Source organism: Mesorhizobium newzealandense (genome assembly GCF_042682145.1).
Lineage (GTDB): Bacteria > Pseudomonadota > Alphaproteobacteria > Rhizobiales > Rhizobiaceae > Mesorhizobium > Mesorhizobium newzealandense.
Genome location: NZ_JBHUGZ010000012.1, coordinates 492,062 through 514,806 on the forward strand (window position 1 = coordinate 492,062; position 22,745 = coordinate 514,806).

Annotated in this window: 16 protein-coding genes and 10 pseudogenes; 14 read left to right on the plus strand and 12 right to left on the minus strand. The window is 58.5% G+C overall.

The genetic code is table 11. The features are described 5' to 3' along the window. Positions 1-115 precede the first annotated feature (115 nt). Positions 116-346, minus strand: a pseudogene (locus ACFSOZ_RS18870) (transposase); the annotation flags it as partial. Between the two features lie 615 nt (positions 347-961). Between ACFSOZ_RS18870 and ACFSOZ_RS18875 the strand changes: the two are divergent. Both ACFSOZ_RS18875 and ACFSOZ_RS18880 read left to right on the plus strand, forming a co-directional pair. Next, positions 962-1,246, plus strand: a complete 285-nt coding sequence (locus tag ACFSOZ_RS18875) for a type II toxin-antitoxin system TacA family antitoxin (RefSeq protein WP_095090048.1) — start codon at positions 962-964, stop codon at positions 1,244-1,246. Next, on the plus strand, positions 1,247-1,756 hold the full coding sequence (locus tag ACFSOZ_RS18880; RefSeq protein WP_378924384.1) for a GNAT family N-acetyltransferase: 510 nt from the start codon (positions 1,247-1,249) through the stop codon (positions 1,754-1,756). It abuts the gene before it with no gap. Between the two features lie 83 nt (positions 1,757-1,839). Here ACFSOZ_RS18880 and ACFSOZ_RS18885 read toward each other — a convergent pair whose 3' ends face one another. The 3 genes from ACFSOZ_RS18885 to ACFSOZ_RS18895 all read right to left on the minus strand — a co-directional run bounded on the left by ACFSOZ_RS18885 (position 1,840) and on the right by ACFSOZ_RS18895 (position 3,084). Next, positions 1,840-2,496 (minus strand): nucleotidyl transferase AbiEii/AbiGii toxin family protein, encoded by a 657-nt coding sequence (locus ACFSOZ_RS18885; RefSeq protein ID WP_378924383.1) that lies wholly within the window; start codon positions 2,494-2,496, stop codon positions 1,840-1,842. An 84-nt stretch (positions 2,497-2,580) separates the two neighbouring features. Beyond that, positions 2,581-2,844, minus strand: a complete 264-nt coding sequence (locus ACFSOZ_RS18890; protein WP_095090044.1) for a hypothetical protein — start codon at positions 2,842-2,844, stop codon at positions 2,581-2,583. Positions 2,845-2,910: 66 nt separating this feature from the next. Next, positions 2,911-3,084, minus strand: a complete 174-nt coding sequence (locus tag ACFSOZ_RS18895) for a hypothetical protein (RefSeq protein ID WP_379100508.1) — start codon at positions 3,082-3,084, stop codon at positions 2,911-2,913. 932 nt (positions 3,085-4,016) lie between these two features. On the opposite strand from ACFSOZ_RS18895, the gene ACFSOZ_RS18900 reads away from it, so the two are divergent. From ACFSOZ_RS18900 to ACFSOZ_RS18910, 3 genes are read left to right on the plus strand one after another with little or no spacing between them, the layout of a single operon-like run. Next, positions 4,017-4,703: a response regulator gene (locus ACFSOZ_RS18900; protein WP_095090041.1), complete on the plus strand. Its 687-nt coding sequence runs from the start codon at positions 4,017-4,019 to the stop codon at positions 4,701-4,703. 28 nt (positions 4,704-4,731) lie between these two features. Then, complete coding sequence (locus ACFSOZ_RS18905) at positions 4,732-6,192, plus strand: type II and III secretion system protein family protein (protein WP_378924382.1); 1,461 nt, start codon at positions 4,732-4,734, stop codon at positions 6,190-6,192. A gap of 10 nt (positions 6,193-6,202) precedes the next feature. Beyond that, on the plus strand, positions 6,203-6,769 hold the full coding sequence (locus ACFSOZ_RS18910; RefSeq protein WP_095090039.1) for a CpaD family pilus assembly lipoprotein: 567 nt from the start codon (positions 6,203-6,205) through the stop codon (positions 6,767-6,769). A 76-nt stretch (positions 6,770-6,845) separates the two neighbouring features. Here ACFSOZ_RS18910 and ACFSOZ_RS18915 read toward each other — a convergent pair whose 3' ends face one another. Beyond that, positions 6,846-7,220: a hypothetical protein gene (locus ACFSOZ_RS18915; protein WP_378924381.1), complete on the minus strand. Its 375-nt coding sequence runs from the start codon at positions 7,218-7,220 to the stop codon at positions 6,846-6,848. 111 nt (positions 7,221-7,331) lie between these two features. Between ACFSOZ_RS18915 and ACFSOZ_RS18920 the strand changes: the two are divergent. Continuing rightward, a pseudogene (locus ACFSOZ_RS18920) lies at positions 7,332-8,051 on the plus strand (DDE-type integrase/transposase/recombinase); the annotation flags it as partial. Here the strand turns inward: ACFSOZ_RS18920 and ACFSOZ_RS18925 are convergent. Next, positions 8,051-8,645 (minus strand): annotated as a pseudogene (locus ACFSOZ_RS18925) (transposase); the annotation flags it as partial. The pseudogenes ACFSOZ_RS18920 and ACFSOZ_RS18925 sit on opposite strands and share 1 nt — an antisense overlap. Further along, positions 8,641-9,300: pseudogene (locus tag ACFSOZ_RS18930) on the minus strand (IS5 family transposase); the annotation flags it as partial. The pseudogenes ACFSOZ_RS18925 and ACFSOZ_RS18930, both read right to left, overlap by 5 nt. Positions 9,301-9,376: 76 nt before the next feature. On the opposite strand from ACFSOZ_RS18930, the pseudogene ACFSOZ_RS18935 reads away from it, so the two are divergent. After that, positions 9,377-9,676, plus strand: a pseudogene (locus tag ACFSOZ_RS18935) (DDE-type integrase/transposase/recombinase); the annotation flags it as partial. Between the two features lie 29 nt (positions 9,677-9,705). Here the strand turns inward: ACFSOZ_RS18935 and ACFSOZ_RS18940 are convergent. Continuing rightward, positions 9,706-9,831: pseudogene (locus tag ACFSOZ_RS18940) on the minus strand (hypothetical protein); the annotation flags it as partial. Positions 9,832-10,277: 446 nt separating this feature from the next. Here ACFSOZ_RS18940 and ACFSOZ_RS18945 point away from each other — a divergent pair. From ACFSOZ_RS18945 to ACFSOZ_RS18965, 5 genes and pseudogenes are all read left to right on the plus strand, one after another. Continuing rightward, positions 10,278-11,753 carry a coproporphyrinogen-III oxidase family protein gene (locus tag ACFSOZ_RS18945; protein WP_378918893.1) on the plus strand — a complete coding sequence of 492 codons (1,476 nt, stop codon included), beginning with the start codon at positions 10,278-10,280 and terminating at the stop codon, positions 11,751-11,753. An 18-nt stretch (positions 11,754-11,771) separates the two neighbouring features. Beyond that, entirely contained in the window at positions 11,772-12,965 is a 1,194-nt protein-coding gene (locus ACFSOZ_RS18950; RefSeq protein ID WP_095090032.1) for a hypothetical protein, read from the plus strand. Between the two features lie 78 nt (positions 12,966-13,043). Further along, on the plus strand, positions 13,044-13,526 hold the full coding sequence (locus tag ACFSOZ_RS18955; RefSeq protein ID WP_095090031.1) for a GNAT family N-acetyltransferase: 483 nt from the start codon (positions 13,044-13,046) through the stop codon (positions 13,524-13,526). Positions 13,527-13,982: 456 nt separating this feature from the next. After that, positions 13,983-14,525, plus strand: a pseudogene (locus tag ACFSOZ_RS18960) (transposase); the annotation flags it as partial. 382 nt (positions 14,526-14,907) lie between these two features. Then, positions 14,908-15,236, plus strand: a pseudogene (locus ACFSOZ_RS18965) (IS66 family transposase); the annotation flags it as partial. A 7-nt stretch (positions 15,237-15,243) separates the two neighbouring features. Here the strand turns inward: ACFSOZ_RS18965 and ACFSOZ_RS18970 are convergent. Both ACFSOZ_RS18970 and ACFSOZ_RS18975 read right to left on the minus strand, forming a co-directional pair. Beyond that, positions 15,244-15,813 (minus strand): annotated as a pseudogene (locus ACFSOZ_RS18970) (IS66 family transposase); the annotation flags it as partial. Between the two features lie 7 nt (positions 15,814-15,820). Continuing rightward, positions 15,821-17,275 (minus strand): annotated as a pseudogene (locus ACFSOZ_RS18975) (ISKra4 family transposase). Between the two features lie 240 nt (positions 17,276-17,515). On the opposite strand from ACFSOZ_RS18975, the gene ACFSOZ_RS18980 reads away from it, so the two are divergent. After that, positions 17,516-17,752, plus strand: a complete 237-nt coding sequence (locus ACFSOZ_RS18980) for a hypothetical protein (protein WP_095090027.1) — start codon at positions 17,516-17,518, stop codon at positions 17,750-17,752. Positions 17,753-17,975: 223 nt separating this feature from the next. After that, on the plus strand, positions 17,976-19,631 hold the full coding sequence (locus tag ACFSOZ_RS18985) for an MFS transporter (RefSeq protein ID WP_095090025.1): 1,656 nt from the start codon (positions 17,976-17,978) through the stop codon (positions 19,629-19,631). A gap of 206 nt (positions 19,632-19,837) precedes the next feature. On the opposite strand, the gene ACFSOZ_RS18990 is transcribed toward ACFSOZ_RS18985, so the two are convergent. Further along, a complete protein-coding gene (locus ACFSOZ_RS18990) occupies positions 19,838-21,640 on the minus strand; it encodes an HrpF/NolX family T3SS translocon protein (protein ID WP_379100418.1) in 1,803 nt (600 codons plus the stop codon). A 303-nt stretch (positions 21,641-21,943) separates the two neighbouring features. Next, positions 21,944-22,648 (minus strand): secretin N-terminal domain-containing protein, encoded by a 705-nt coding sequence (locus ACFSOZ_RS18995; RefSeq protein WP_095090021.1) that lies wholly within the window; start codon positions 22,646-22,648, stop codon positions 21,944-21,946. Between the last annotated feature and the right edge of the window lie 97 nt (positions 22,649-22,745).

Consider the following 22,745-nt stretch of genomic DNA (forward strand, 5'->3'; position numbering starts at 1 on the left):
AACGGCAGTGAATCACAAACCGGTCAAAATGAGGAGGTTTTTCGAGACCTCCATCTGGGTGGTCCGATTGAAAGCAACCCATCGACCGGGTGCAGCAGCCCTGCGCATCCACGCTCCAGACGCCGGCCTTGGCCCAGCGGGTGAAGCGGGCATGGACGCTCTTCCACTTGCCGTAGCGCTCCAAAAGGTGCTGCCAGAATGCTCCGGATCGCAGGACCCATAAAACTCCGTTCACAAACAGGCGGTTGTCGGCGCCGCTACGGCCCGGATCACCAACCTTGCCCGGCAGAAGCGGGGCGATCCGGACCCACTGCGCCTCGTTCAGTTCATAGCGCTTTACACCCATCAAACCCGCTCCGAATCAGTAAATCCGGAACGCATTGATTCAGCACATCTCAGTTTTGGAAATCCTGAATGTGGATTGGTCCTAGCGCGCGCCTTGCAGGATGCGGCTGATCATGCCCAGGCCATGCGAGCGCTGCTAGCGGGATCGCCTGCACATGCCGGGCATTGCCGCCGATGACGCTCGAGCGCAGGTCCAGGCCGAGAGCCTTGCAGAACGACCGGATCAGGATCGTCTGGTCGGGATCCCACGCTTGCGGCCGGCGTGCCGCAGAGCGGGCCTAGCGGATCGTCCTCGATGATGCCTACCTCGGGGTAGCGCTGGAGGATGCCGGCCAGCGCTTCAGCCCGATCATTCGACATGGAAAGGCCGAGCGGCAGGTGCGCGCGCGGCTGGCAGACGAAGGCCATGGGCCGCTTCGCCAGAGCGTTCGCCAAGGAAGCGAGCGCCGGGCCCTCGGCATCCCATGCCACGGCTCGATAGTGCCCGGATCCGGGACGGGTCGGTGCAAAGGCTCGTCGCGTTTGCCGCCACCCGGGCACAGGGCCCGGGCGTCACGATGTATTGCGATCTGCGTTACAAACGTATATATACGCTCGCAGCACAGGAGAGAGCGCCATGGCCGCGACAGGCCCCAGGAAGGAAACGCCCGTCTCGATGCGGTTTCGCGATGACGATCTGACCATTATCGACCGCGGCGCGGAACTGCTAGGCCTGTCTCGCACCGAGTTCATGCGCCGCGCCGCACTGCACGAAGCGCAGGCGGCAATCCTCAACGCGACCGTCATTCGCCTGTCGCCGGACGCCTACAATGCATTCATGCAGGCGATCGCCGCCCCAGCAAGCCCTCCGCCGCCTAAGGCGGCGGAGCGGCTCCGCCGGTTTGCCCCTTGGGAAAGCTAGGTGGCGCTTTCAGGCATAGAACTGCTGGACGACACGCATCGTCTCGACGCATTCGATTGCGGCAAGCCCGCCCTCAACGCATGGCTGCTCGGCTTTGCGCGGACCAACCAGGCTCGCGGGTTTACCCGAGTCCTGGTTGTTCACAATGACAGAACCGTGGTCGGTTATTATGGGCTCGCACCCAGCGTGATCCAGCCGAACAGTGCGCCGCGCTCGATCCGCACGGGGCGCCCACCGGATCCGATCCCTTGCCTTTTGATCGGACAACTCGCGGTCGATCAAAACTACGTGGGGCGTGGCGTCGGCAGCGGACTGGTAAAGGACGCGCTGCGGCGCTGCATCGCCGGCGCCGACATCGTCGGTGGCCGCGCGGTCGTGGTCAGGGCAATTGACACCGAGGCCGAGCGCTATTGGCACAGTTGGGGCTTCATCGCCGCACGGGATAATCCTTCCGTCCTCATGCGCTCGATTCAGGATGTGCGCCTCTGGTTGGCAGACACTGCGCACTAGCTACGTGCAGAAACAGCTCGGGCACACCAGCGCTGAGATGACCCGAAAATATCAACTGCGCCGCGACCGCTTCCGGGTCAACCTCACCAAGGCGTCGGCGTTATAGAAAAAGCCCCTCCCCTGCCCGGCAACGATCCGGAGGGGAGGCGATCAGGTCGGCTTGGACGATGACAACGCCTATCAAGCACAGCGATCGCAGCATCCAGACTGTCGGCGGCCGACGCTTCATAGTCGGGCATGATCATCAACTGTGCGATGGCACGACTAACGAATTCCGGATTGAACTTTTCCAACCGTTCCCTGGTGCGCGCGACTTGTTGCGGAAACGCGCGCAAGGCATCGACGACTTCGCCGAGTTGCGACCGGGCTGCGGCTGCGATGTCGAAGATGTCACGAGGCCTGGCTTGGGAGCCGCGATAATAGACCTTCTTGACAATGATTTCGGGAATGGTCTCGAGCCGAACCGTCCTCCCTTCGACATCATATGTCTTGAAGGGCGTCTTGGTCAGGACTCCGGCTATGATGAAGTCGATTTCGCCGATGCCTTCGAAGGCGAACTTCATCACCCTGACAGTCCGATGGCGTCGGCGCAAAGCGCAGGCGGCTTCTGGACGGGTCGATGAAGCCAAGCAGTGCGGGTCATCGAGGAAAACATCGATGTCATGGCTTTCACGATGGCCGATCTTGATCATCATAGCCGTCCCACCGCCAAACGACCATTCGAAGTCTGACCGCCGCATTCTCCCGAAGCTGGTTAATCAGATCGACGGCGATGCTAAAAGGCCGCCGCCATTCGGAAGGGCGCCGGCTATCGTGTTCGGCCATCACGCAGCGAGCGGATAGCTCTCGCCGGACCAGGCGGAGAACGCAGCGGCGAAGGCCTTCAGGTCGGGGACCGGGATGTGGTGCACGACAGCGAGCTCGACCTGCAGTGCGAGGGGAACCTCGCCAAGAAAGGCGCTGATATGACCAGGATGCTGTTTGGCCAACTCGAGATCCGCCAGGCAATAAGCCAGACCTGCATAGTCCAGCTGTACGCTGTAGGGCGCGTTCACGGTCGTCAGGACGGACGCCAAATGCTTGCTCATAATGGCTTAAGCTAGTTGTTTCGGGACCATCGCATAAGCTACCAACCTCTCCAGCACCTGATGGGATCAAGAATTTATTCCTTTAGCTATCGACAATGACCTCTGATTGATCTCGCCGATGTCCTTGCGCTCCTCGATCAGCCCGACGATGAAGGCTTCATGCGCATCGAGGCTGGAGGCGCGGCGGCGGCCCTGCCCGCGGCGCGCCGGCGGTGCAAGGCGCTTCGGTGATCGTCGCAACGCCGGCCGAATCATAGCTGCGATGTTCGAGATGCTTCAAGGCGTTGACCAATCGCTCCGATACCGGCAGTTGACAAACGATGCCAACAATCCCGCACATGTTGGCCTCCGAATTGTCCCCAGCAGTCCCAACCGACGCAGTAATAGAGAGGGGCGGGGCATGACCGCCTTGGGATCGATATATTAGAGCCTTGGACGATTGATATAATTGATTATAGCAATAATTATCATTCATCTTTTGGATAGCTGACAGGCCTTTGAGGGCCCTGATCTCCATCTCCTGAGGCTCCACGCACTGATCGACCGCAAGCTCGCCGCGCGACGCGAAGATCAACCTGTCGAGCGCGAATGGCTGTTGCTACGCAAATGCAATGCCGCAGGAGTCCTACAAGCCTCGGCAGCGGCAGCCCCTGTCCAGGCCTGCCCCCAGTGTGGTTCCGACACCTCCAGTGTCGTCCCTTCTCCATCCGGTGATATTGACCGAACAGCCGCAGCGTGTCGCGATGGATGAGCTTGAGGGGGCCACGCCCCTCCCTTCGACCGGACCTGACAAGCGCTCCTACCGGCCATCATAGTTGTCGCTCAACCGGACACCCTAATTGTCGCCGCGCAATGGCAGCGTGCGCGCGAGTTGAGGTGAATATGCTAGATGCATCCATCACGTGGATGCGACCTCATTCGAACAATCGATTTGTTCAATGGGCCAGCTTCTCGATAGCTAAGCCTCAGTCATCGAATCATGGGGGTCTGGAGGGCAACGCAAGCCTAACGAATGCGGGGGACCGCACTAGGAGGATCGATGCGCAGAGAAATCGAAATCGGGTTGCTCGCATCCCGCGCTAGTTTCGACTTCCGCGACTTCTGCTGTCGCCCCGATCTCAGAGCCCACGGTGGCGTGTGCAATGGATTGTCCTCCCTTGAAAGGAGAAGAAATGCGAACGCTGCTCGTGGATCATCATGCGGATCTTACGCACACAGTGCCAGTTGCGCTCGCGGAAAACGGCTTTGCCGTTGATGTCGTTGGTAGCCTGGACCAAGCGTCGAGTGCATTTTCTTGCGCGAGCTATGAAATTCTCCTGCTGGAGTTGGCTCTACCAGATGGCGATGGCTTAGATTGGCTGAGGCAGCTTAGGAGCGAGGGACACTCAGTTCCTGCCCTCGTTATGAGTAACCTCGACGATCTCGATAAGCGAATTGCGATTTTCAATGGTGGCGCGGACGATTTTCTGCTCAAGCCATTCTCTACCGACGAGCTTATCGCCAGAATGAGAGCCGTTCTGCGCCGGTCGACACAGAAGACCGACCCCATCATAGTATTTGGCAATCTCCACTTCGATCCAATCGGCCGAGAGGTTTCGGTTGCCGATCAACCGCTGAGGATGGCACGCCGCGAACTATGTATTCTAGAGCATCTGCTTAACCGTGCGGGCCGCATCGTGCCACGTGCGCAGTTGGAAGATCACGTTTATTCGTTCAACGACGAAATATCTGGCAACGCGCTTGAAGTCGGAATCTATCGCTTACGGGGACATCTGTGCAGGTCAGGTGCAACGCCACGAATCACGACCGTGCGCGGCATTGGCTACATTCTTGAATTGACCGACGGTCTATCCGCATAGTTGGTCGAATTTGAAAGAAAAGACTGCCTTGAAAATCGTTCCAACTCGTCATCCTGACACCAATCGGCGGCCGACGCTCATCGTCGGTTCGAGACCTGCCGTCTCTCCTTACTTGGGCCATCTCCTCTGCGCGCTCGTTCTGCTATCTCCACTTTCTGCGGCTGCCCAGAACAAGCCGGATGCGGGGGCGCCCCGTGCCGCTTCCAACAGCATCAACACCACGCTGAACCTCTCCTCTTCGCTCGGCAAGACAGTTCATTTGCCGGCGCCAGCCGCGACCATCTTTGTTGCCGACCCGACGATCGCCGATTATCAGGCACCCTCGAGTAGCACCATCTTCGTCTTTGGCAAGAAATCCGGGCGAACCAGCCTGTTCGCCCTGGACAAAAACGGCGAGGCACTCGCCGAGTTACGGATTGTCGTCAGCCAACCGATCGGGGATCTGCGCGCTATGTTGAGGGACCAGGTCGGCGATTATCCGATCCGCGTCAACTATACGCCGCGCGGCGCAATCCTAAGCGGTACAGCGCCCGACGCGGAGGCCGCCGACACTGCCAAAAGGGTTACTGAGCAATTTCTCGGTGACGGTGCGCAGGTCGTCAATAACATCAAGGTCGCCGGATCCTTGCAGGTTAATCTCAGTGTGCGCGTAGCAGAGGTCTCCCGTAGCGCCATGAAGGCACTCGGCATTAACCTGTCCGCCTTCGGTCAAATCGGCAACTTCAGAGTGGGTTTGTTAAGCGGCAAAGGTGGTGGCTCTGGGGCGGCGAATGGTGGCGGTACAGCAGAAATCGGATTCGACAATGGTGCTGTCAACGTCGGCGCGGTTCTCGACGCGCTCGCCAAGGAGAACATCGCTTCGGTGTTGGCTGAGCCGAACCTTACCGCTATGTCCGGTGAAACCGCCAGCTTCCTTGCCGGCGGCGAATTTCCCATTCCTGTCCAGCAGGAAAATAGGCAAGTCTCGGTAGAATTCCGTCACTTCGGCGTCAGCCTGGAATTCGTGCCAACCGTTCTCAACAACAACCTAATCAATATTCACGTAAAGCCGGAAGTCAGTGAACTTTCGGCACAAGGTGCCGTTGAGATCAACGGTATCTCGGTGCCAGCAGTTTCCACGCGCCGAGCCGACACGGTCGTCGAACTCGCCAGTGGGCAGAGCTTCGCAATTGGTGGTCTCATCAGGCGTAACGTCAACAATGATATCAGTGCTTTTCCATGGCTCGGCGAAATGCCGATCCTTGGCGCGCTGTTCCGCTCGTCCTCGTTTCGAAAGGAAGAGTCGGAACTGGTTATTCTTGTTACGCCCTACATCGTAAGGCCAGGCTCCAACCCCCACCAGATGAGCGCACCCACGGACCCGCCGGCGCCGACTTTGGACGCGGGAGGCACTCCGACGAATTCGTTGGCAAGTCCGCCGCCAGGCCGCGCGACTGCCCGCACCGGCGCGCCAGGCGCCAAGGGCGGTCCTGGCTTCATCATAGAATAGCTGTCGGCCAATGACGTTGCGGAACATAGTTCTCCAGATCGCTCTGACGGCAAGCGTAAGTGGCTGCACAAGCACTACGCCGATCGATGTCGAGCCATCGGCACCAATCCTTATCCGACAGGAGACCACCGTCCTGACCATAGAGAGCCTTCGCGCTTCCGGACGGCAGCGCTTGCGTGTCTTCCTTGAGAGGGCCAGTCGCGGTCGGCGCGATGCCCTCCACCTGCTTATCAGCGGGTCGTCCCAGCTCAGCGCAGAGGCAGTCCATCAGGCCAGGCAGATGGGCCTCGACGCTTACAGCATCCATTTGCTCGACCAACACGACGGTGGCGCAGTGCGAATAGAGGCGATTGTCTATCATGCCCGCCCCCCTGTCTGTCCGTCGTATTCCGGCGCTTTACTCACTGACAAGTCCTTCCACCAGCCGCTTGGCTGTTCGACGCGCCATAACCTGGCGGTAATGGTCAACGATCCGCGCGATTTGCTCGACAACAAGGCTATCGAGCCAAGCGATGGCGATCGTGCGGCTATACCAGTTGCCACATACAGGACATTCGCGACGGGTAAAGGTGGCTGACATAAGGTCTTTTCGTCTAAGCCCGGTAGACCCTCCGGCGCCAGCACATACCGTCGCGTATTGTTTATCGGTTGCATTATGGAGCGGCACGTTGCGCCGGACGCGGCTGAACGCGGGCCCGCACTTGATCATAGAGCCGAATCTCACCGGGCATTGCGAGAGAGACCGCGAGGCCAAATGGCACCAACTCGTCGACCGGCGCGGCCGGATCGGCATCTCTGTGAATTTTCAGCTGCAAGCTCATGCCTTCGGCGACGACCGCGGCCTGCGCGCCGCTCCACACCCGGGTGAAGACGGTTCCGCGATTTGTCTGGTTCCCGTCCGGTTGCCAGGCATCGGCGGATACGCCAAGCCCGGCAACTTCGGCGGGATCAAGGATCCTCATTTTCACCGCTCGATATGATTTCTGGCCAGGGATGACCGGCGTAAACCATGCGAGCGTCGCAGACACCAAATGATCCCGGGCCTGCCCGCCTAGCTGTGAGCTTTCAGGAGGTTGTCCATTCGGACCGGACCGGGGAGACTGGAGTTACCAAGCTTCAGCACTCACCGGAGGGTCCGAATGAACATCCACAAGAATGCCCGTCTCACGCCGCTGCGTCGAGAGGAAATGGCGCTGTCGGTCGTTGAAGGCCGCCTCTCCAAAGCCGATGCGGCGCGGACGTATGGTGTGTCGGCGAAGATCGTGACGCGCTGGGTCGAGCGCTACACGGCCGAGGGACGGGCCGGCATGGCCGACCGCTCGTCGCGGCCCCATGTCATGCCGGGCATGACCGGACAGGCGGTGGCCGGGCGCATCGTGGCATTGCGCCGCCAGCGGCTGACCGGCCAGCACATCGCCCTGGAGGTTGGTGTGTCGTGCGCCACCGTCAGCCGGGTACTGAAGCGAGCCGGGCTGTCGCGGCTGAAGGACATTGAGCCTGCCGAACCGATCCGGCGCTACGAGCGCGAGCACCCCGGCGAGATGATCCACATCGACATCAAGAAGCTCGGCCGCTTCAGCCAGGTCGGGCACCGCATTACCGGCGATCCACAAAAGGGCAAGTCGCGCGGCGCGGGATGGGAGTTCGTTCATGTCTGCATCGACGACGCCTCTCGCATCGCCTTCTCGCAAATCCTCCCCGACGAGAAGAAGGAAAGCGCCGTCGCCTTCCTCAAGGCGGCGGTGGCCTACTACGCCGGCCTCGGCGTCGTCATTGCCCGCGTCATGACCGACAACGGCTCCTGCTACAGGTCGAAAACCTTCGCCAGGGCTTGCCACGAGCTCGGCCTTAAGCATGTCAGCTTGAACGACGGCTGGAAGAAGTTCACGAACAGCCGTACCGTCGAATAGAGCTGCGCGAGCGCTGCGGCGGCTTCAAGTCCCTCCAGCCGGCGATAGCCGACAATGCGGCGAACAACGGCGCCGTTCTTCTGCTCGACAAATGCCTGGTCATTCTTGCGGTAAGGCCGGCAGCGGGTGAACTCGATGCTACCGTCCCGGCAGTAATCGCGCACAGTCTCATTCAGGAACACGCTGTCATTGTCCGTATCGAACCCGAGAAGTTTGAATGGCAGGAGCCGCCGCACTCGCTCAGCAGCTTCTGCTCGCGGACAAGCAGGGGAGCGCATTCCGTCCAACCGCTCGCAATGTCGGTGAGACAAAGCGTTTGAATAAAAGCTGCCGCTCGTCACCGGTCCACTGTGCGCCACCAGGTCAGCCTCGACAAATCCGGGCGGAGGGGTCCTGCCAGTCGGAGAAAGTACGAATCGGAATGCTCCGTCGTAGCGCCGTGGATACCGCGCTGCGGCGCCGTGCCCGTCCTCCGGCGGTCTCTCGAGCCCCGCGAAGAACACGGTCGATTGTCGCCGCGCTCATCGTCAGAAGCCGACTGCGCGCTGTCCGACCGCTTGACGATCTCCATCGTGAACGTTCCGAGCTTTTGCAGGGCGCCGCGCAGTTTCGGCCCCGCATAGCCGCCATCGGCAAAGACATGGCGCAGCCACGGCCAGCGCTTGAGGATGGATTTCAGGACGGCCGGGGCGCCGTCGCGGTCCTGAATGTCGGCGGCGTGAACGACGACGCCGACCAGCAGGCCCAGCGTGTCGACGACGATGTGCCGCTTGCGGCCCATGATCTTCTTGCCGGCGTCGAAGCCACGAACGCCGCCGCTTTCGGTGGTTTTCACGCTCTGGCTGTCGATGACGCCGGCGGACGGGCTCGCCTCCCGGCCTTCCCGTTCGCGCGCCGCCATGACGAGTTCGTTGTTGATGGCGCGCAGCAATCCTTCGTCGCGCCAGTGCCAGAAGTATTTCTGCACCGTCGAGAACGGGGGGAAGTCCTTGGGCAGAAGCCGCCATGCTCCGCCCGACGAAGCCATGTAAAGCAGCGCGTTCACAACCTCGCGCAGGTCCGTCTTGCGGGGGCGGCCGATCCGGTTCGGCGCCGGCATCAGCGGCTCGATCAGCGCCCACTCCGCGTTCGTCAGGTCGCTTGCGTAGCGCGGGCAGCGCCGTTCATAGTGAGGGCGAGTGGTTTCGGTCCAGGGCATCGTGATCTCCGTCGAATCTCAGCAATCCGACTGAATCACAACCCGCTGAAATCACTCACTTCTTTTTGGAGCAGATACTAACAGGCTCAGATCCTACGACGCAGCCAAGAGGGAAATCATGCCCGGTGTCGAGCATCGTTCGCACAAAGCTCTCAATAACCGGGCGGAGAACTCCCATATGGCTGTTCGACGACGAGAGCGAGGCATGATCCGGTTCAAGTCGGCGGGGCAATACCAGCGCTTCATCTCCATCCACGGCCCGATCGCCAACCTCTTCAACCTTCACCGCAAACATCTGACAGCTGCCGGTCATCGCGATATTCGTGCTGCCGCTCTGGCCGTCTGGAACGATATCGCCTTGTCGAGCGCCGCATGAACAGGGGCCGCAATCCTTTGCTGCGCCCTTCAACATTTTAAGGCGACGCTACCCGAGTTGCCCAAGAGCGGATCCTCAAACCATTGTAAGGTGAACACGATCCGTTCGATGCGCCCGATTTTGCGCAAGGCGGATGCCAGACTGTTCTGCTGCCGGTAGGCGGATAAATAGCTTCTTCAGGAAAGTGAAGATGTCGTGTTCAGCCGTGTCCGGTTGAAGACGCGTATGTCCGAAAGCCGACTTTGAGGCGCAGTCGGCGCGGCGATGCGATGCACTGGTTTTCCAGTCTTTCAGGCAAGGTCCGCACAAAAGTCTTTGTTGGCATGTCTATTGCGAGGAGGCGGTAGTGGATCCGCACGACCGCGCGCGGTCTCCCAGTCGCCGCAATAATTCAAATGAAACCTCCTCGATTGATCTAAATCAATGCCATAGACGCTGCGCTGTTGAGCGCGTTCCCGCCAGAGCCTTTGCCGCATCAACTGGGAGGAATACGGATCGCTGATCGAAATGCACTGCTTGGCCCAAGCAGAAAACACCGATGTAGTAGCGCGAATGCACATCACGCATCACCTCCACACGAAAGCTTAAGGAGTCCTAAAGAATGCACGCGCCGAGCTATTCCGAGGCCTTGGAACTTGCGATCGATCGTTCGTACGACATCAATCTAGATATGCTGAGGTCGCAAAATTTGCATCTTGACACGCACAACGATTATCTCGTTGGTACATATCCTCCCCTCAAGGCAATGAGCAACCTGAGTAGCGAGCAATTGTTGGCTCAGATTGCCTCGTCGATCGACCTCTATTTCCACATTCCTTTCTGTAATCAGCATTGCACCTTTTGCCACTTCGCCAAGGAAATCAATCCATCCTCCGAGCGAGTGGAACGATATTTGTCGGCCTTAGATAAAGAGATGAGTTGGTCAGACGCGGCGCTCGCTGGCAAAGCTATTGAGACTGCTTTTTTTGGGGGTGGCACCCCCTCATTTTTGACCAACCATCAACTAAAAACGCTGTTTGGTATAATCAACAAGCGATTTGATTTATCGAAATCCGAAGTGAGTTTCGAATTGCATCCCTCACTTGTAAAGCATGATGATGCTGCGGATCGCGTGTCCACTTTACTTAGTGGCGGTGTAAATCGCCTCGTTCTTGGCGTTCAAACTCTGGATCGAAATATTTTGCGCATATTAAACCGTGGGCATGGTGTAGATGAGGTGGTCCGGACCGTAAAATTACTTAAAGATATGGGCGCTGAGAATCTATCCCTTGACTTGATGTATGGGTTGCCGGAGCAAACGCTCCGGAGCTGGTACGACTCACTTATCGGCCTATTGGACATGGGAATAGAGAAGTTCAATATATTCCCATTGATGTTTAAATCGACGGATCCCATAGCTCGCCAATTGGCCAGAGGACGATATCAATTCGCGGGAGCTAAGGAGCGCATCGTAATGCATTTCATGGCGGAGCACATCCTCACCAGCCTTGGCTATCGACATGGACCGATTTTCTACTGGACTAAGAGGCCGCAGCCACACTCCGTTCAACAGCGTCGCAAATACGATTCCTGGAACGACAATAATCTTGTTCCGTTCGGGCTTGGCGGATTTGGCTACATGAGCCAGTGCCAGTTCTATAACGAAGCAGATTTAGATCGCTATCTATCTAGAGTTGAAGCGGGCGAAAAACCAGTGTGGAAAGGTGCTGTACTGTCGCACGACGATCTCATGCGCAGAACATTGATGTTTGCCTTGCGAAGCAGCGGGGTGTCGCTCTCCCGCTTCGAGGGACAATTTGGAGTGTCGATTGAAAAATACTTTGGCCGCGAGCTTGAACTTTTAAGCAAGGCGGGACTCGTCCGCATCTCAAACGACGGCGTGCTTTCATTAACTGCGGCCGGCATTATCAATTCGGGCGCAATATCGCTGCTGTTTTTCTCGGACAATGTGCTTGAGCGGGTCGCGTACAACGATAGCAGAATAACAGACAAACGAACTGACCTGCTCGAAAAACACGATTACTCGCCGGCGGCGAGATATGGGTCAAGTGCAGAAATGCAAGCTGTCTTTCGGTGAATCGGGGGGCGCTCGTCAATGGTCACCAAGTTGTCCTTTTCCATGCCGGAACAGCCGCTTTATCGGGCGCAGGGGATATTTTCTCATCAGAGCGATAGCATTGATCGCCGGGAGCGAAAACGCCCCTTTGGGCCTCTCAGCAATTTTGTCGCCGATCAGCTGCCGCACTGTATCGCGGAGATCAAAGCCAGTGCACGACCTGGTGAAGCGGTTAAGGCACTTGGGCGTAGCATTAACGCAATGATTGCGGAGACGGACTATGAGGCGCAGCTGCTGAATCTGCCCCAATCCGAGTTCGGGGTCGCTAAGACAGATATCCAGTATCTCGTTAATTGTGCTTATCAGATGTCTGCGTTTGCCGGCCTTCATTCCGTTGATGCCGAGTTGACAGTGGGAGAGGCACTGAGGCAACTTGCACGCGTAAGTCGGCAGCGGCAGCCTAGCATTGATGTCCTCTCCTATGAAGATATGATCCTTACGAATCCGTTGCAGAGCGATCCACGCGTATATTGCCTCGGGTCGGCCGGGGTCGAGGAGCGAGATTTTTGCCTTGGCCATCAACTCATTGAGAGTGAATTACAGTCGGCAATAGACGCTCTACTCGCTTTGCGTGATGCGGTCGGGGCGGACGCGCGTCAATGTCTTGCGGTATGCGTGGAGCGCCTTGAGTCAGCAAATTATGTTCTGGCGCGTTTTTATGAACGTATGTCGCCCGATCTATTTGGCCAATTTCGTGTATTTTACGGAAAAAACCCTTACAAGGATAGGCTGGGCCCAAGCGGCCGTTTCTCTGCCCGCATCGTCGCGGTCTCGGTGCTACTGATCGGTGAAGAACTCTTCCATCAGAAACCGCAATTCTATATGGATGTGTATCGGTTGTCAGAATACTATCCACAGGGATGCATCCAGGAGGTATTTCGCTGGTTGTCGCCAGACAAGGGCGGCTCGGGGCTCCAGCCAAGCTGGCTAGAAGGGAAAGCGGACTTCCCTAAGTTCGCAACCATCTTGCCCGTCATCGAGCGCCACGGCAGTGAAACTAGAAAGCTGCTCGCGTCCTGTGTTTGTGCGCTGGATCAGTTTAGCCGGATGCACCGCAGTACGGCGTTAAAGTATACAATCGAACCTGGCCGCCCAATTGTCGGAGTCGAGACTTCGGAAAGTGTTGAAGCTGTCCTTTCACAGCGGCTGCTAATGGCGGCGCGTCAAAGCTAACGCGGTATTTGCCCCGGCAAAAACATGTCACGACGCCAGACGCGCCGACGTCCGACGTCCGAAAAAAGGTGATGGTCGATGTCTCAAGACGGAGTTATCTTTCGTCGGTTCGAGTCAGGGGATGCCGATGATGTATGGCATCTGCATAGAAGCGCCTCTGAGGCAGTTGGTGTGCGCGGTCCGGAAGGAACGTGGGAGGATGATTTGCGTAATGTCGGGGAAGTATACATCGCGTCAGGCGGAGACTTCGTAGTTGCGCATATCGGCCCCCAACTCGCTGCAATGGGTGGATTGAAACCCGTTGACAACGATGTCGCACAGCTGAAGCGTTTGCGGGTCGATCCCGCCTTTCAACGACGAGGGCTTGGAAGGAGAATACTTAGTGAATTGGAATCGCGAGCTGTTTCTCTGGGATTCAAGTGGATAAAGCTCGACACGACAAAGAGCCAAGTAGGAGCTCAAAGAGTTTATGAGACGGCTGGATATACGCGCTGCGCGGAAGGGATGTTGCACGGACATGCAGTGATCTTCTACGAGAAGCGGCTCGCCGGTCCGGATTGACCTATCTCATATGATCGATGAGGCTGTGAGCCGATGCTGACGTCGGTGCACGCCATAACGTCATGGTCACAACCCAAATTTCGCGTGGAGGTCAATCGTAAGAACGCGCCCGTTTCGTAAGACCTTATGTCCTTTCTGGTTGCCGGCTGTGAGGTGGTTCGCCCTACACTGGCAGTGTTGAAACGAGGGTTGCTCGTCGAGCCTATCCTCATGCCAGGAGGACGAACCATGGAAGAATATAGCCCCGCCGCGCTCGCCAGGTCGACCAACGCGCGCTTCTCTGTGCAGCTCCACAGCCTTCGTTGCCGCGCGCGCCCGGGCGTCGTTGCACGATCTTCGGCCGGCGCGGCGCCGCTGAGCTCGGCGACCAGATCGCCCTTTGCATGTTCCAATGTCATGGCGCGAAAGCTCCATGTTTATCGGCCTATTGCAAGGTGCCTTGGCGCACCGCTTACGTTGATCCTCGCAGAGTCGCAGTGCCGGGAAAGAGTAGCGCGCCTGGAAAAAGCAATCGAGGACGGCCTGCTCGACTGGCCACTCGCGCCGGTAGTCGAACGCTTGCAGGCTTTGCGTGGGGTCCAGCTCATTTGTGCGGCTACCTTCATGGTCGAAATCGGCGATGTACGCCGCTTTGCCAACCCGCGACAACTGATGGCTTATCTCGGACTTGTCCCCTCGGAGCGCTCGACCGGGGACGCCGTGCGACGGGGCGGTATCACCAAGGCTGGGAATGCCCTAGTGCGCCGCGTCTTGGCCGAGAGCGCCTGGACTTACCGCTATCCGGCCAAACTGGGGAAAAGAAAATACTTCGAAAGCCGCCACATGCCTGAAGTCGTGCGAGACATAGCGTGGAACGCACAGGCGCGCTTGACCAAGCGCTACAGGGCCATGATCGCGCGTGGCAAGCGCAGCACCGTGGCTGTCACCGCAATAGCTCGCGAACTCGCAGCTTTCATGTGGGCCATCGCCCGAGCGGATGAGCAGCAGGCAGGAACCTGATCCTCGTCGCGACGAAATAATCATCGCGCCTATCGGCGGGGACGTGGCATTGAATGGGGAATTCCCGGCATCGCTTTGTGGCCGGCAATGCCGACGCCCGTTGTAAGAGAGGGACCAGCCGCGGACGAATACATGGACATGCGGTAACCAACCCGCGCATCAGAGCTTGTTCACCCGCGTCCCAGGCCACGTCTCCACCGATAGGCGCTCAGTCAATGAGAAACCGACCGAGGAAATCGGTGTCGGGTGGGATTACTGCGCAGATCGCGCCTTGCAAAAGGACATCAGAGCGATGCGCCAAGGCACCTTGCATGTTCCAATGTCATGGCGCGAAAGCTCCATGTTTATCGGCCTATTGCAAGGTGCCTTGGCGCATCGCTTACTGTCCTACGAGCGGCTGCAGGGCGCGTTCGCGGACCTTTTCGGTCTTGCCGTCAGCCAGGGCGGCCTGATGAACATGCTGCGTCGCGCCCAGGGCGCCTTCATGGCTGAGCGCGATAACGCGATCATGGCGTTGCGTCGGGCCAGGGTCGTCGCCTGCGACGAGACCGGGGGCGGATCGAGGGAAGCAATTCATACCACTGGGTGTTCCGCTGCGCGGAGGCGGTCGTCCATCGGTCCGCTCCGACACGCGGCACCATCGTGGTGCCGACCCTGATGGACGGGCATCGACCCGACGTGTGGTGTTCCGATCGCTATGCCGCACAACAGTAAGCGGTTAGCTGACGGCGTCTGGTTTGAAGTTCCAGGGCATGAGCATTTCGATTTTGGCTGCGGGCCAGCGCTGAGCGATGCGGGTCAAGGTCTGGGAGAGCCAGGCGAGTGGGTCGACGCCATTCATTTTACAGGTTTGCAGAAGTGTCGCGACGGTCGCCCAAGTGCGTCCACCGCCCTCGCTTCCAGCGAAGAGACTATTTTTTCTCGTAATTGTCTGGGGCCTGATTGCACGCTCGACGATATTGGAGTCGATCTCGATACGACCGTCCATCAGAAAGCGTTCCAGCGCCTCCCGCCGGGTGAGCGCGTAGCGGATCGCCTCGGCAGTCTTGGATTTTCCGGAGACCTTGTGCAGTTCTTTTTCCCACAGGTCGAAGAGGCTCGCGACAATGGCCGCGGACTTTTCCTGACGCAGCGCGGCGCGGCTCCCAGCATCCTTGCCGCGAACCTCGTCCTCGACCTTCCACAATTCGGTCATGGCGGTGATCGTTGCCGTCGCGGCCGGTGAGATCCCGCTGATGTGCAGATCGTAAAACTTGCGCCGCAGATGCGCCCAGAGACCGGTAACTTCTCTGGGGTTATGCGGCTCGAAGTAGAGGCGGTTTGGGCTTGAACAGTGAAGGCACCTGCGGCTCTGACTGTCGAAATCTCGCGCGAAGTCGGTCGCGAAGCTCACCATTCTTTTCGGCGGTTCGCACCTGCATTAGCATGTGGGCGCCATGCTGAGACCATCGCATTTGTTGTGCTTTTTCACCATACGTTTGGCGACCAGCGAGTTGACCGCCGACTCGGCAAGAGTGGTAGCGACGCGAAGGCCGGCTCGGTAGCGTTTGCCGTAGTTGACGATCGCACAGCGGTTCGAACGGACATAGGTGAGCAGTTGCGATGCGAGCATGTGAAGACGCGCGACCGACAAATTTCCAGCCGCTTGCAACGGAAGCAATTGCGTAACAATACCCTGGAGGTCTCGGATAGCTCGATCCAAGCATCCGTGCCACAGTCGCCACTTCACCGCTTTGATGTCCTTGTCGATGGTCGAGAGCGCGCCGACGGACTCAGCTTGGGATCGAACCATGAAATCGGCGATCTGCTGCATGGGGCTGAACCTTCATAGCAATGTGAAACCAGTCGATGATGTGGGCCGTCGGCTTCGGGATCGCACGCGGCAGTCGCTTGAGAATTTCAGCACCCTCCGAAATTACCGTGACGTCGCCGTAGCCACGATGCCCTTCTCGCTCAAGGGGGTGAAGGGCGCGATCTCGGATTGCGTCTTGGTCGGTATTGCTGGTGGTGAAATATCGGCCACCCCGATCTCCCCGCCCACCACGACCGCAGCGGGCCACGACGATCTCGAAATTCCGTCCTGAATTCCGCTCGGCGCCGCGAACATGCGCCGTGTCGATGCTGATGACGAACACTTTGCGGCGATCGCCGGGAAGCGGCATTTCGAGCTGCCGTCGTTCATCGGTCTGCAATCTTACTCGCCGGGTTTCTTCCATGATCTGGCCGTCAAGCCGTTCGCCGGCGCTGATCGTCCGCTTGCGCACAGTGGCGTGGGTCTCCGTCGGCTCGATAGGCAGAAAGGCAGCGAGCATGCTGGCAGCCTGGCGGTAGGGCAGCAGGCTTCCCAGTCGCGCCGCAATTCCATCAGTTCAGGCGTCGCCCGATCGGGGCAGATTTCCTTGAGCGGAGCGAATGCGCCGTCCATTCCCGGATGGCAATCCCGACACAGCATCCATCGTGGATTGCGAGCCTCCACCGTGCCAAACACCGTTCGAATTCGGCGTGTCGTGTAGTCCTTGACCGGCCGAAAGGTATGGCAGTCCGGACATACCCGGCGAAACAAGGCGTAAGTCTCCGCCTCCTGAGTGACCACCGCCTTCTGCAAGGCGACCATGATCTTCTTGCCATCATCGACCGACAGGCCGAGATCACCGTCGCACAGACGCTACTCGCTCTTATCGATTCGGACTTCTTGACAGACAAACGTCACCGAAGTCGTTCTTCCCCTCGATCGAGATCGTCCATTCCATCGCCTTCAACGCCTCCTTGAACAAAGCGCGGTGATGGCCAATCGGCGCTAACAAATCGTATCCGTACTGACCCCAGAGAAATTACCGGTGTCACGGCGCTTGCCTCAGAGTCGAGAGAAAGCACATAGGAACCAGGCGCAAGACCGCTGCTGATACTGCGAAGCTGCCTGCAAGCGCCTGACAAGACCGGTTCTGTGGGGGGCGTAATTCACCCCAGTAAGTGTGTACTCGGTGGTAGCATTGTCCCTGATTGGTCAGGAGCCGAAGATCCGCACGGTTCTGGCGACCACTGCCCGTTTCACGGAAAACAAGAAGCGGGTCGCCCATATCCATTCAAGCGACATCAGCGTAGGCGGCCTGCCCGAGCAGGTCAATGACTGGGAACGGCAAAGTCTCATCCTATCTTTTCATATCAATTCGCGTATTCCAGCGCATAATCCAAGGTTCGGCAACCGGGAGAACTCCGGGATAATCTGACCCCGGGTCAGCTCCATTCCTGAGCGCCTCTGCGGCCGGCCGGCTCCTCTAGCGCCGCAGGTATTCTTCGGCGGCAAAACTATAGATGTCTCGCTCGTGTCGAACGGTGCGCCGACGCCTGAAAAAATTTCCCTCGGCATCATCTCTCAGCCCATGGCCGCCACGGTCCAGTCGAGATTACATGCGAGAGCGGCCGATAAACGGAAAGCAAAGGCTTGCAAAGATGAGTGGTGTGGCTGGCTCTGATGAAGATTTTGCTGCGCCATCGACATTTGCGCCACTCATGCAGCCGACCTTTCGTTCGATATGGCTCGCCACGCAGGTTTCCAGTCTCGGCTGGCTGATGCAGACTGTTGCCATCAGCTGGCTGATGGCGACGATCTCGACTTCCGACTTGATGGTTGCGCTGGTCCAGGCTTCGTCGACGCTGCCTGCGTTCATATTGTCTGTCTTCGCCGGGGCGCTCGCCGACAATTTCAGCCGTCGCAGGGTCATGTTCGCCGGCCGGTCCCTTATGGTGGTAGCCTCTGCGATGCTGACTGCTTTAGTGGCGCTGGGCTTTGTCGACCCGTGGATGATCCTCGGCTTCAGCTTCTTGATCGCATGTGGCGGAGCTCTCAACGATCCCGCCTGGCAAGCTTCGGTTGGCGATATCGTGCACCGACGCGATATTCCCGCTGCCGTTACGCTGCTTTCCGTGGGCTTCAACACGGTACGCACCGTAGGTCCGGCGCTGGGCGGCATCGTGGTTGCCTCGTTTGGGCTTTTGGCAGCTTTTACTGTGACCACCCTCACCTATTTGGTACCCTTGGCCACCATATGGCGCTGCAAGTGGAAGGTTCGCTCTTCACCTCTGCCGCGTGAATCGATGAGGACGGCGATCTACGACGGAGTTCGCTTCACGGCGATGTCGTCCGAAATCAAGGCGGCGATCGCCCGCGGAACCCTCTTTGGCCTGGCGAGCATTGCCATACTCGCGCTGCTGCCCCTGATCGTGCGCGATCAGTTGGGAGGAGGACCACTCGCCTATGGCACGCTCATGGCCGGCTTCGGGACAGGCGCCGTCTTCGCCGGCATCTCCAACAGCAGGTTCAGACGGAGCTTGTCGCAGGAACGGCTGATGACACTGGCCTGCGTCGCCTGCGCGGCGTGTTCCCTCTCCCTTGCCCTGAACTCTTCGATTGCAGTGGCGGCAATTGCACTCGCCTTGGGCGGCGCGGGGTGGGTCACAGCCTGGTCCGGGGTTGGCGTGAGCGTGCAGCTGGCGAGCCCGCGCTGGGTCGTGGGGCGCACGATCTCGATTTACTATGCATTGATAGATGGCGGGATCGCGGCCGGCAGTTGGGTGTGGGGCACGGTGGCCGAAAACCATTCGCTGACCTGGGCGCTGGAAGGCTCCGCTGGAGCTCTGCTGCTGGTCGCTGCAGCCGGAGTGCTGTTTCCTCTGCGTGAGCGCTGCGATTCCGAGCCCGACCCTTTAGAGGAATTCGACGCTCCCGCGGTCGCGCTTGATGTGAAGCCAAGAAGCGGTCCTATCGTTGTCAAGGTCGAGTATCTGATATCCGAGAAAAACCTTGAGGCTTTCCTCGATCTCATGAGCGAGCGCCGGCACGTGCATAGCCGCGTCGGCGCGCGGCAATGGACACTCCAGCGTAATCTTCAGAAACCTATGCAATGGACAGAAACATTCCGCACGCCGACCTGGACCGACTACCTTCGCCTCAACCATCGTCTCACGACCGCAGACAAGCAACTGGACGAACGCGTTTGCCAACTGCACGCGGGGGAGCACCCACCCCAAATGACGCTTTCGATTGAGCGGCCGACAAGCTCGGCCCGCAAACCCGAGCAGTCAGTCCTTCACGTTCCCCGTCATTGAAGCTAAACTGTCAAATATCGGGGCACCAGCGATAGCGAAGGTATGGCGCTCGAGAACGAGCGTTGAGTGGTCGAAGCATCTCAGCCAGGCGCCCAAGCAGGACCTGCTCCAGACTTGGACTAGAGAGCGTGTATTCCGATCTTCCCAGGCGCGCTGAGCTGACTGATGAAAGGACGCAGTGCGGTGAGGAAGTTCGAATTTGCTGGTCAGGCCGAGCTCTGAGACGGCCCAGAGTCGGTCGCAAGTCTTTCTTGCAGGTTGTTCAAATAATCTACCGCATAGGTTTGCGCCGTGGAAAGCGGTAGATTGATGCCGGCCGTCGCGGCCTCTTCAATCGCCTTCTTGACGAGCCCGTTGCGGATTGCCAGTTTGACCTCGGGCCCAGCGACAAGGCTGACAGCCTGCGCCGCCAAGTTGATGCCGGCTTCTGCCAGCGCGTGCATCATATTGCCTCCGCTAATGGCTGTATGTAGGATGTTCGCCGCTTGCGACTCCCACTCGAGGGCCATCGATGCGAGATCGGCTATTTTTCCCAGGCCCGGAACGAAGCTGAGCAAGCCCACCGCCGTTGCGGCCGTGTCAAGCAGGCCAGAGGCTTCCTTGCAAACGCCGTCGACTATATGCATGAAGATGCCGCCGTTCTTTTTGGCTGACTTGATCTCAGGCTGGTCCGCCAGGCCCATCGTCATGTCCGCGACAGCGTCCTGCTCCGCAGCGGTTTTGGGCACATGGATCTTTGGCTGTTGAATGGTTTGGTTCGCCGACGACATGTTGGTGTAGAAGTAGGCAAAATCTTTTTTGCTGACGTCACCAGAATCGACTGTATGTCCGCCGCCGAAGTCGAAGACTTTATTATGGGTCTTGTAGCCGGTGATCGAATTGTTGAGCAGACCGAACAACAGAGGATCTGAAAGGAGCTGCGACGCCGTTTTCCGTACTCCCGGATCAAGGCTCTTGTCGTCCGCCATGCTCGCCAGCTTGTCACGAGTCATGACACCGCTTCCAAAGAAAGCGTCCTGATGGCTATTCATCGTCTCGAGCGTATTCAGCTCGGCTTGCGTGAGGCTCATCGACGATGAGGCGACTTGCAGGAAGTCCTCTTTATGGACCTTATCTATAGCACCGCCGTACAACTGTTTCCAGGCATCCGGGTGATTGACAAAGTATTGAGCCGCCGCAATGACCTGGGGCGGACATTTGACGGTTTTCGCTTTGCCGTCGACGATCTGATTGAAATCAGCCAGACTCAGGTTCTTGGGCAGGCTTTCAGAGTACCGGTAAAGCTCGCGCAAGGCATCGCTCAAGGTCATGACCGAAGGCTGAGCATTTCCAGTGCTATCGGATGGAATGTAGTTCTGCTCGTAGCTTTGCGCCTGCCGCTCCTGAAACTCGGCAACTTGTGAATGATGGCTGGAGAACCCAGACAAATCTTTCGGCTCGATCCTGCCTCCACAGCGGCCGTCCCCCTGCGAGCCGATCGCGTAAAAGAGTTCTGGATCCTGCTGCAGTGCCTTGAGCGCCGCTTTCAAATCCGGTGGCGCAGAGGGCAGATTGGCTTGGGCATCGAGCTTGTCCCACCAGATTGGGGTGTCCTTGTGACGGTTAAGCACTGCCACAATCTGCAACTCAGCCTCGGTCAGGGAGCCGCCGTCCCAGGTGATTCTTGAGCTTTTCACCGGCACCGGCGGGACGGAAGGGGGCTCGATTGCAGAGGGCTGGAGATCCTGATCCATCGATTCAATTGCCGCCCTCATATGTGGCGGCAGCAGGTCCAATGGGTGCTGACGCAAATCTTCCATCGACGACTCGAGATCCGAAGCCTGCCGGTCCCGGAGCGCCGCAGGTTCGGTCTCACCTTGCAGCGAGTAAGAGGACAGCATTGCGTCGAAGAAGGATGCGCCTTGCTGAGCCTGGGCGGACATAGGCGCAGAAGGTGTCCGGCCCGACCAGGCCTGCACTGACTGTGCGGTATTTGAGCTGTTGGATGGTGAAAGGTTGCTGGCCGACATTGTGCACCCTCAGGCGTGACGTTGAAATTCCCACAAGGGCCTGATGTGAGGCCAATGCGCTCACGAACGCGACAATTCCGAGCGTCGGCCGGGTCCCAATGCCCTAGCCGTGCTTTTAATTGATCCGCTCCTTGCTAGCCCCAAGGCTCAATTCCAGCACAGTGCCGGCGATATCTTTGGAGTTGCCGGTTCTAATCATGAACGGCTTAGCTTTCGATAAACTGACGAGCTTCACACGAATTCACACTCAGGAGGTGGCGGTCGTGATCTTTTTCTTCAGAAGCTACGGCGTTTGCTCCGATGTCAGTTCTGGTTCCGCTCAGGCTTCCCGGCGACGCCGTCCTGTTGCGGCACGACAGAGGAGTAAGACGCTTCCGGTTGCCCGTCGCGGACGACCATGGTGGAAGAGCCTCGAAACAATATCAGCACCGATTCTCTTGGCGGCGTCTCCACGGCGCGGGGCTGCGCCTGGGCCTCCGCCACCAGGCCGTTGAACGTCTGTTCCACCAGCGCCATGAAGCGTGGAGGACCGGAAACCAGGACGAGGCCATTTCCGGGCGCAGGTCGCATGACATAGCGCTCATCGGAGATGCCAAGCTCATCGAGGGCCGCCTTGAACCCATCGAAGCCAACCGAAGTCAGCACAAGCATCCGAGTCTGCGCTTCTTTTGCAGCGGACACATAAAGCACCATCCCATCATAATACCATTGGAGATCATACAGGTCGGTCAAGCGGTCGAGGAACTCGCGCGGTGGTAAATCCGGCATACGCCCGCGAATCCGCCCCTTCACCTCCGGGCTGATGTTGAGCCTGATATTCAGGTTGTTGCCGAATTGCTGCAACGCTGCAGAGAGATCCTGATCTAGAACCGTATATCTATAGGGCGTCGAGGGAAGCGACAGAGGCGCACCCACAGTGGTGTGGATACCGGTGGGGAGAAAAAACCCGACACAGAGAAGTATCTTCAAAATGTGCAGGGCGGTGGATTGGATGAGCGTTCTCGGCATCTGGTCTTGATAAACCAAAGGCTGAAACTCTCACAAGTGACTAAAGTCGACAACGTGACTTTTAAATAGCCAAACGACGCTCTCGTTGGTCAGCTTG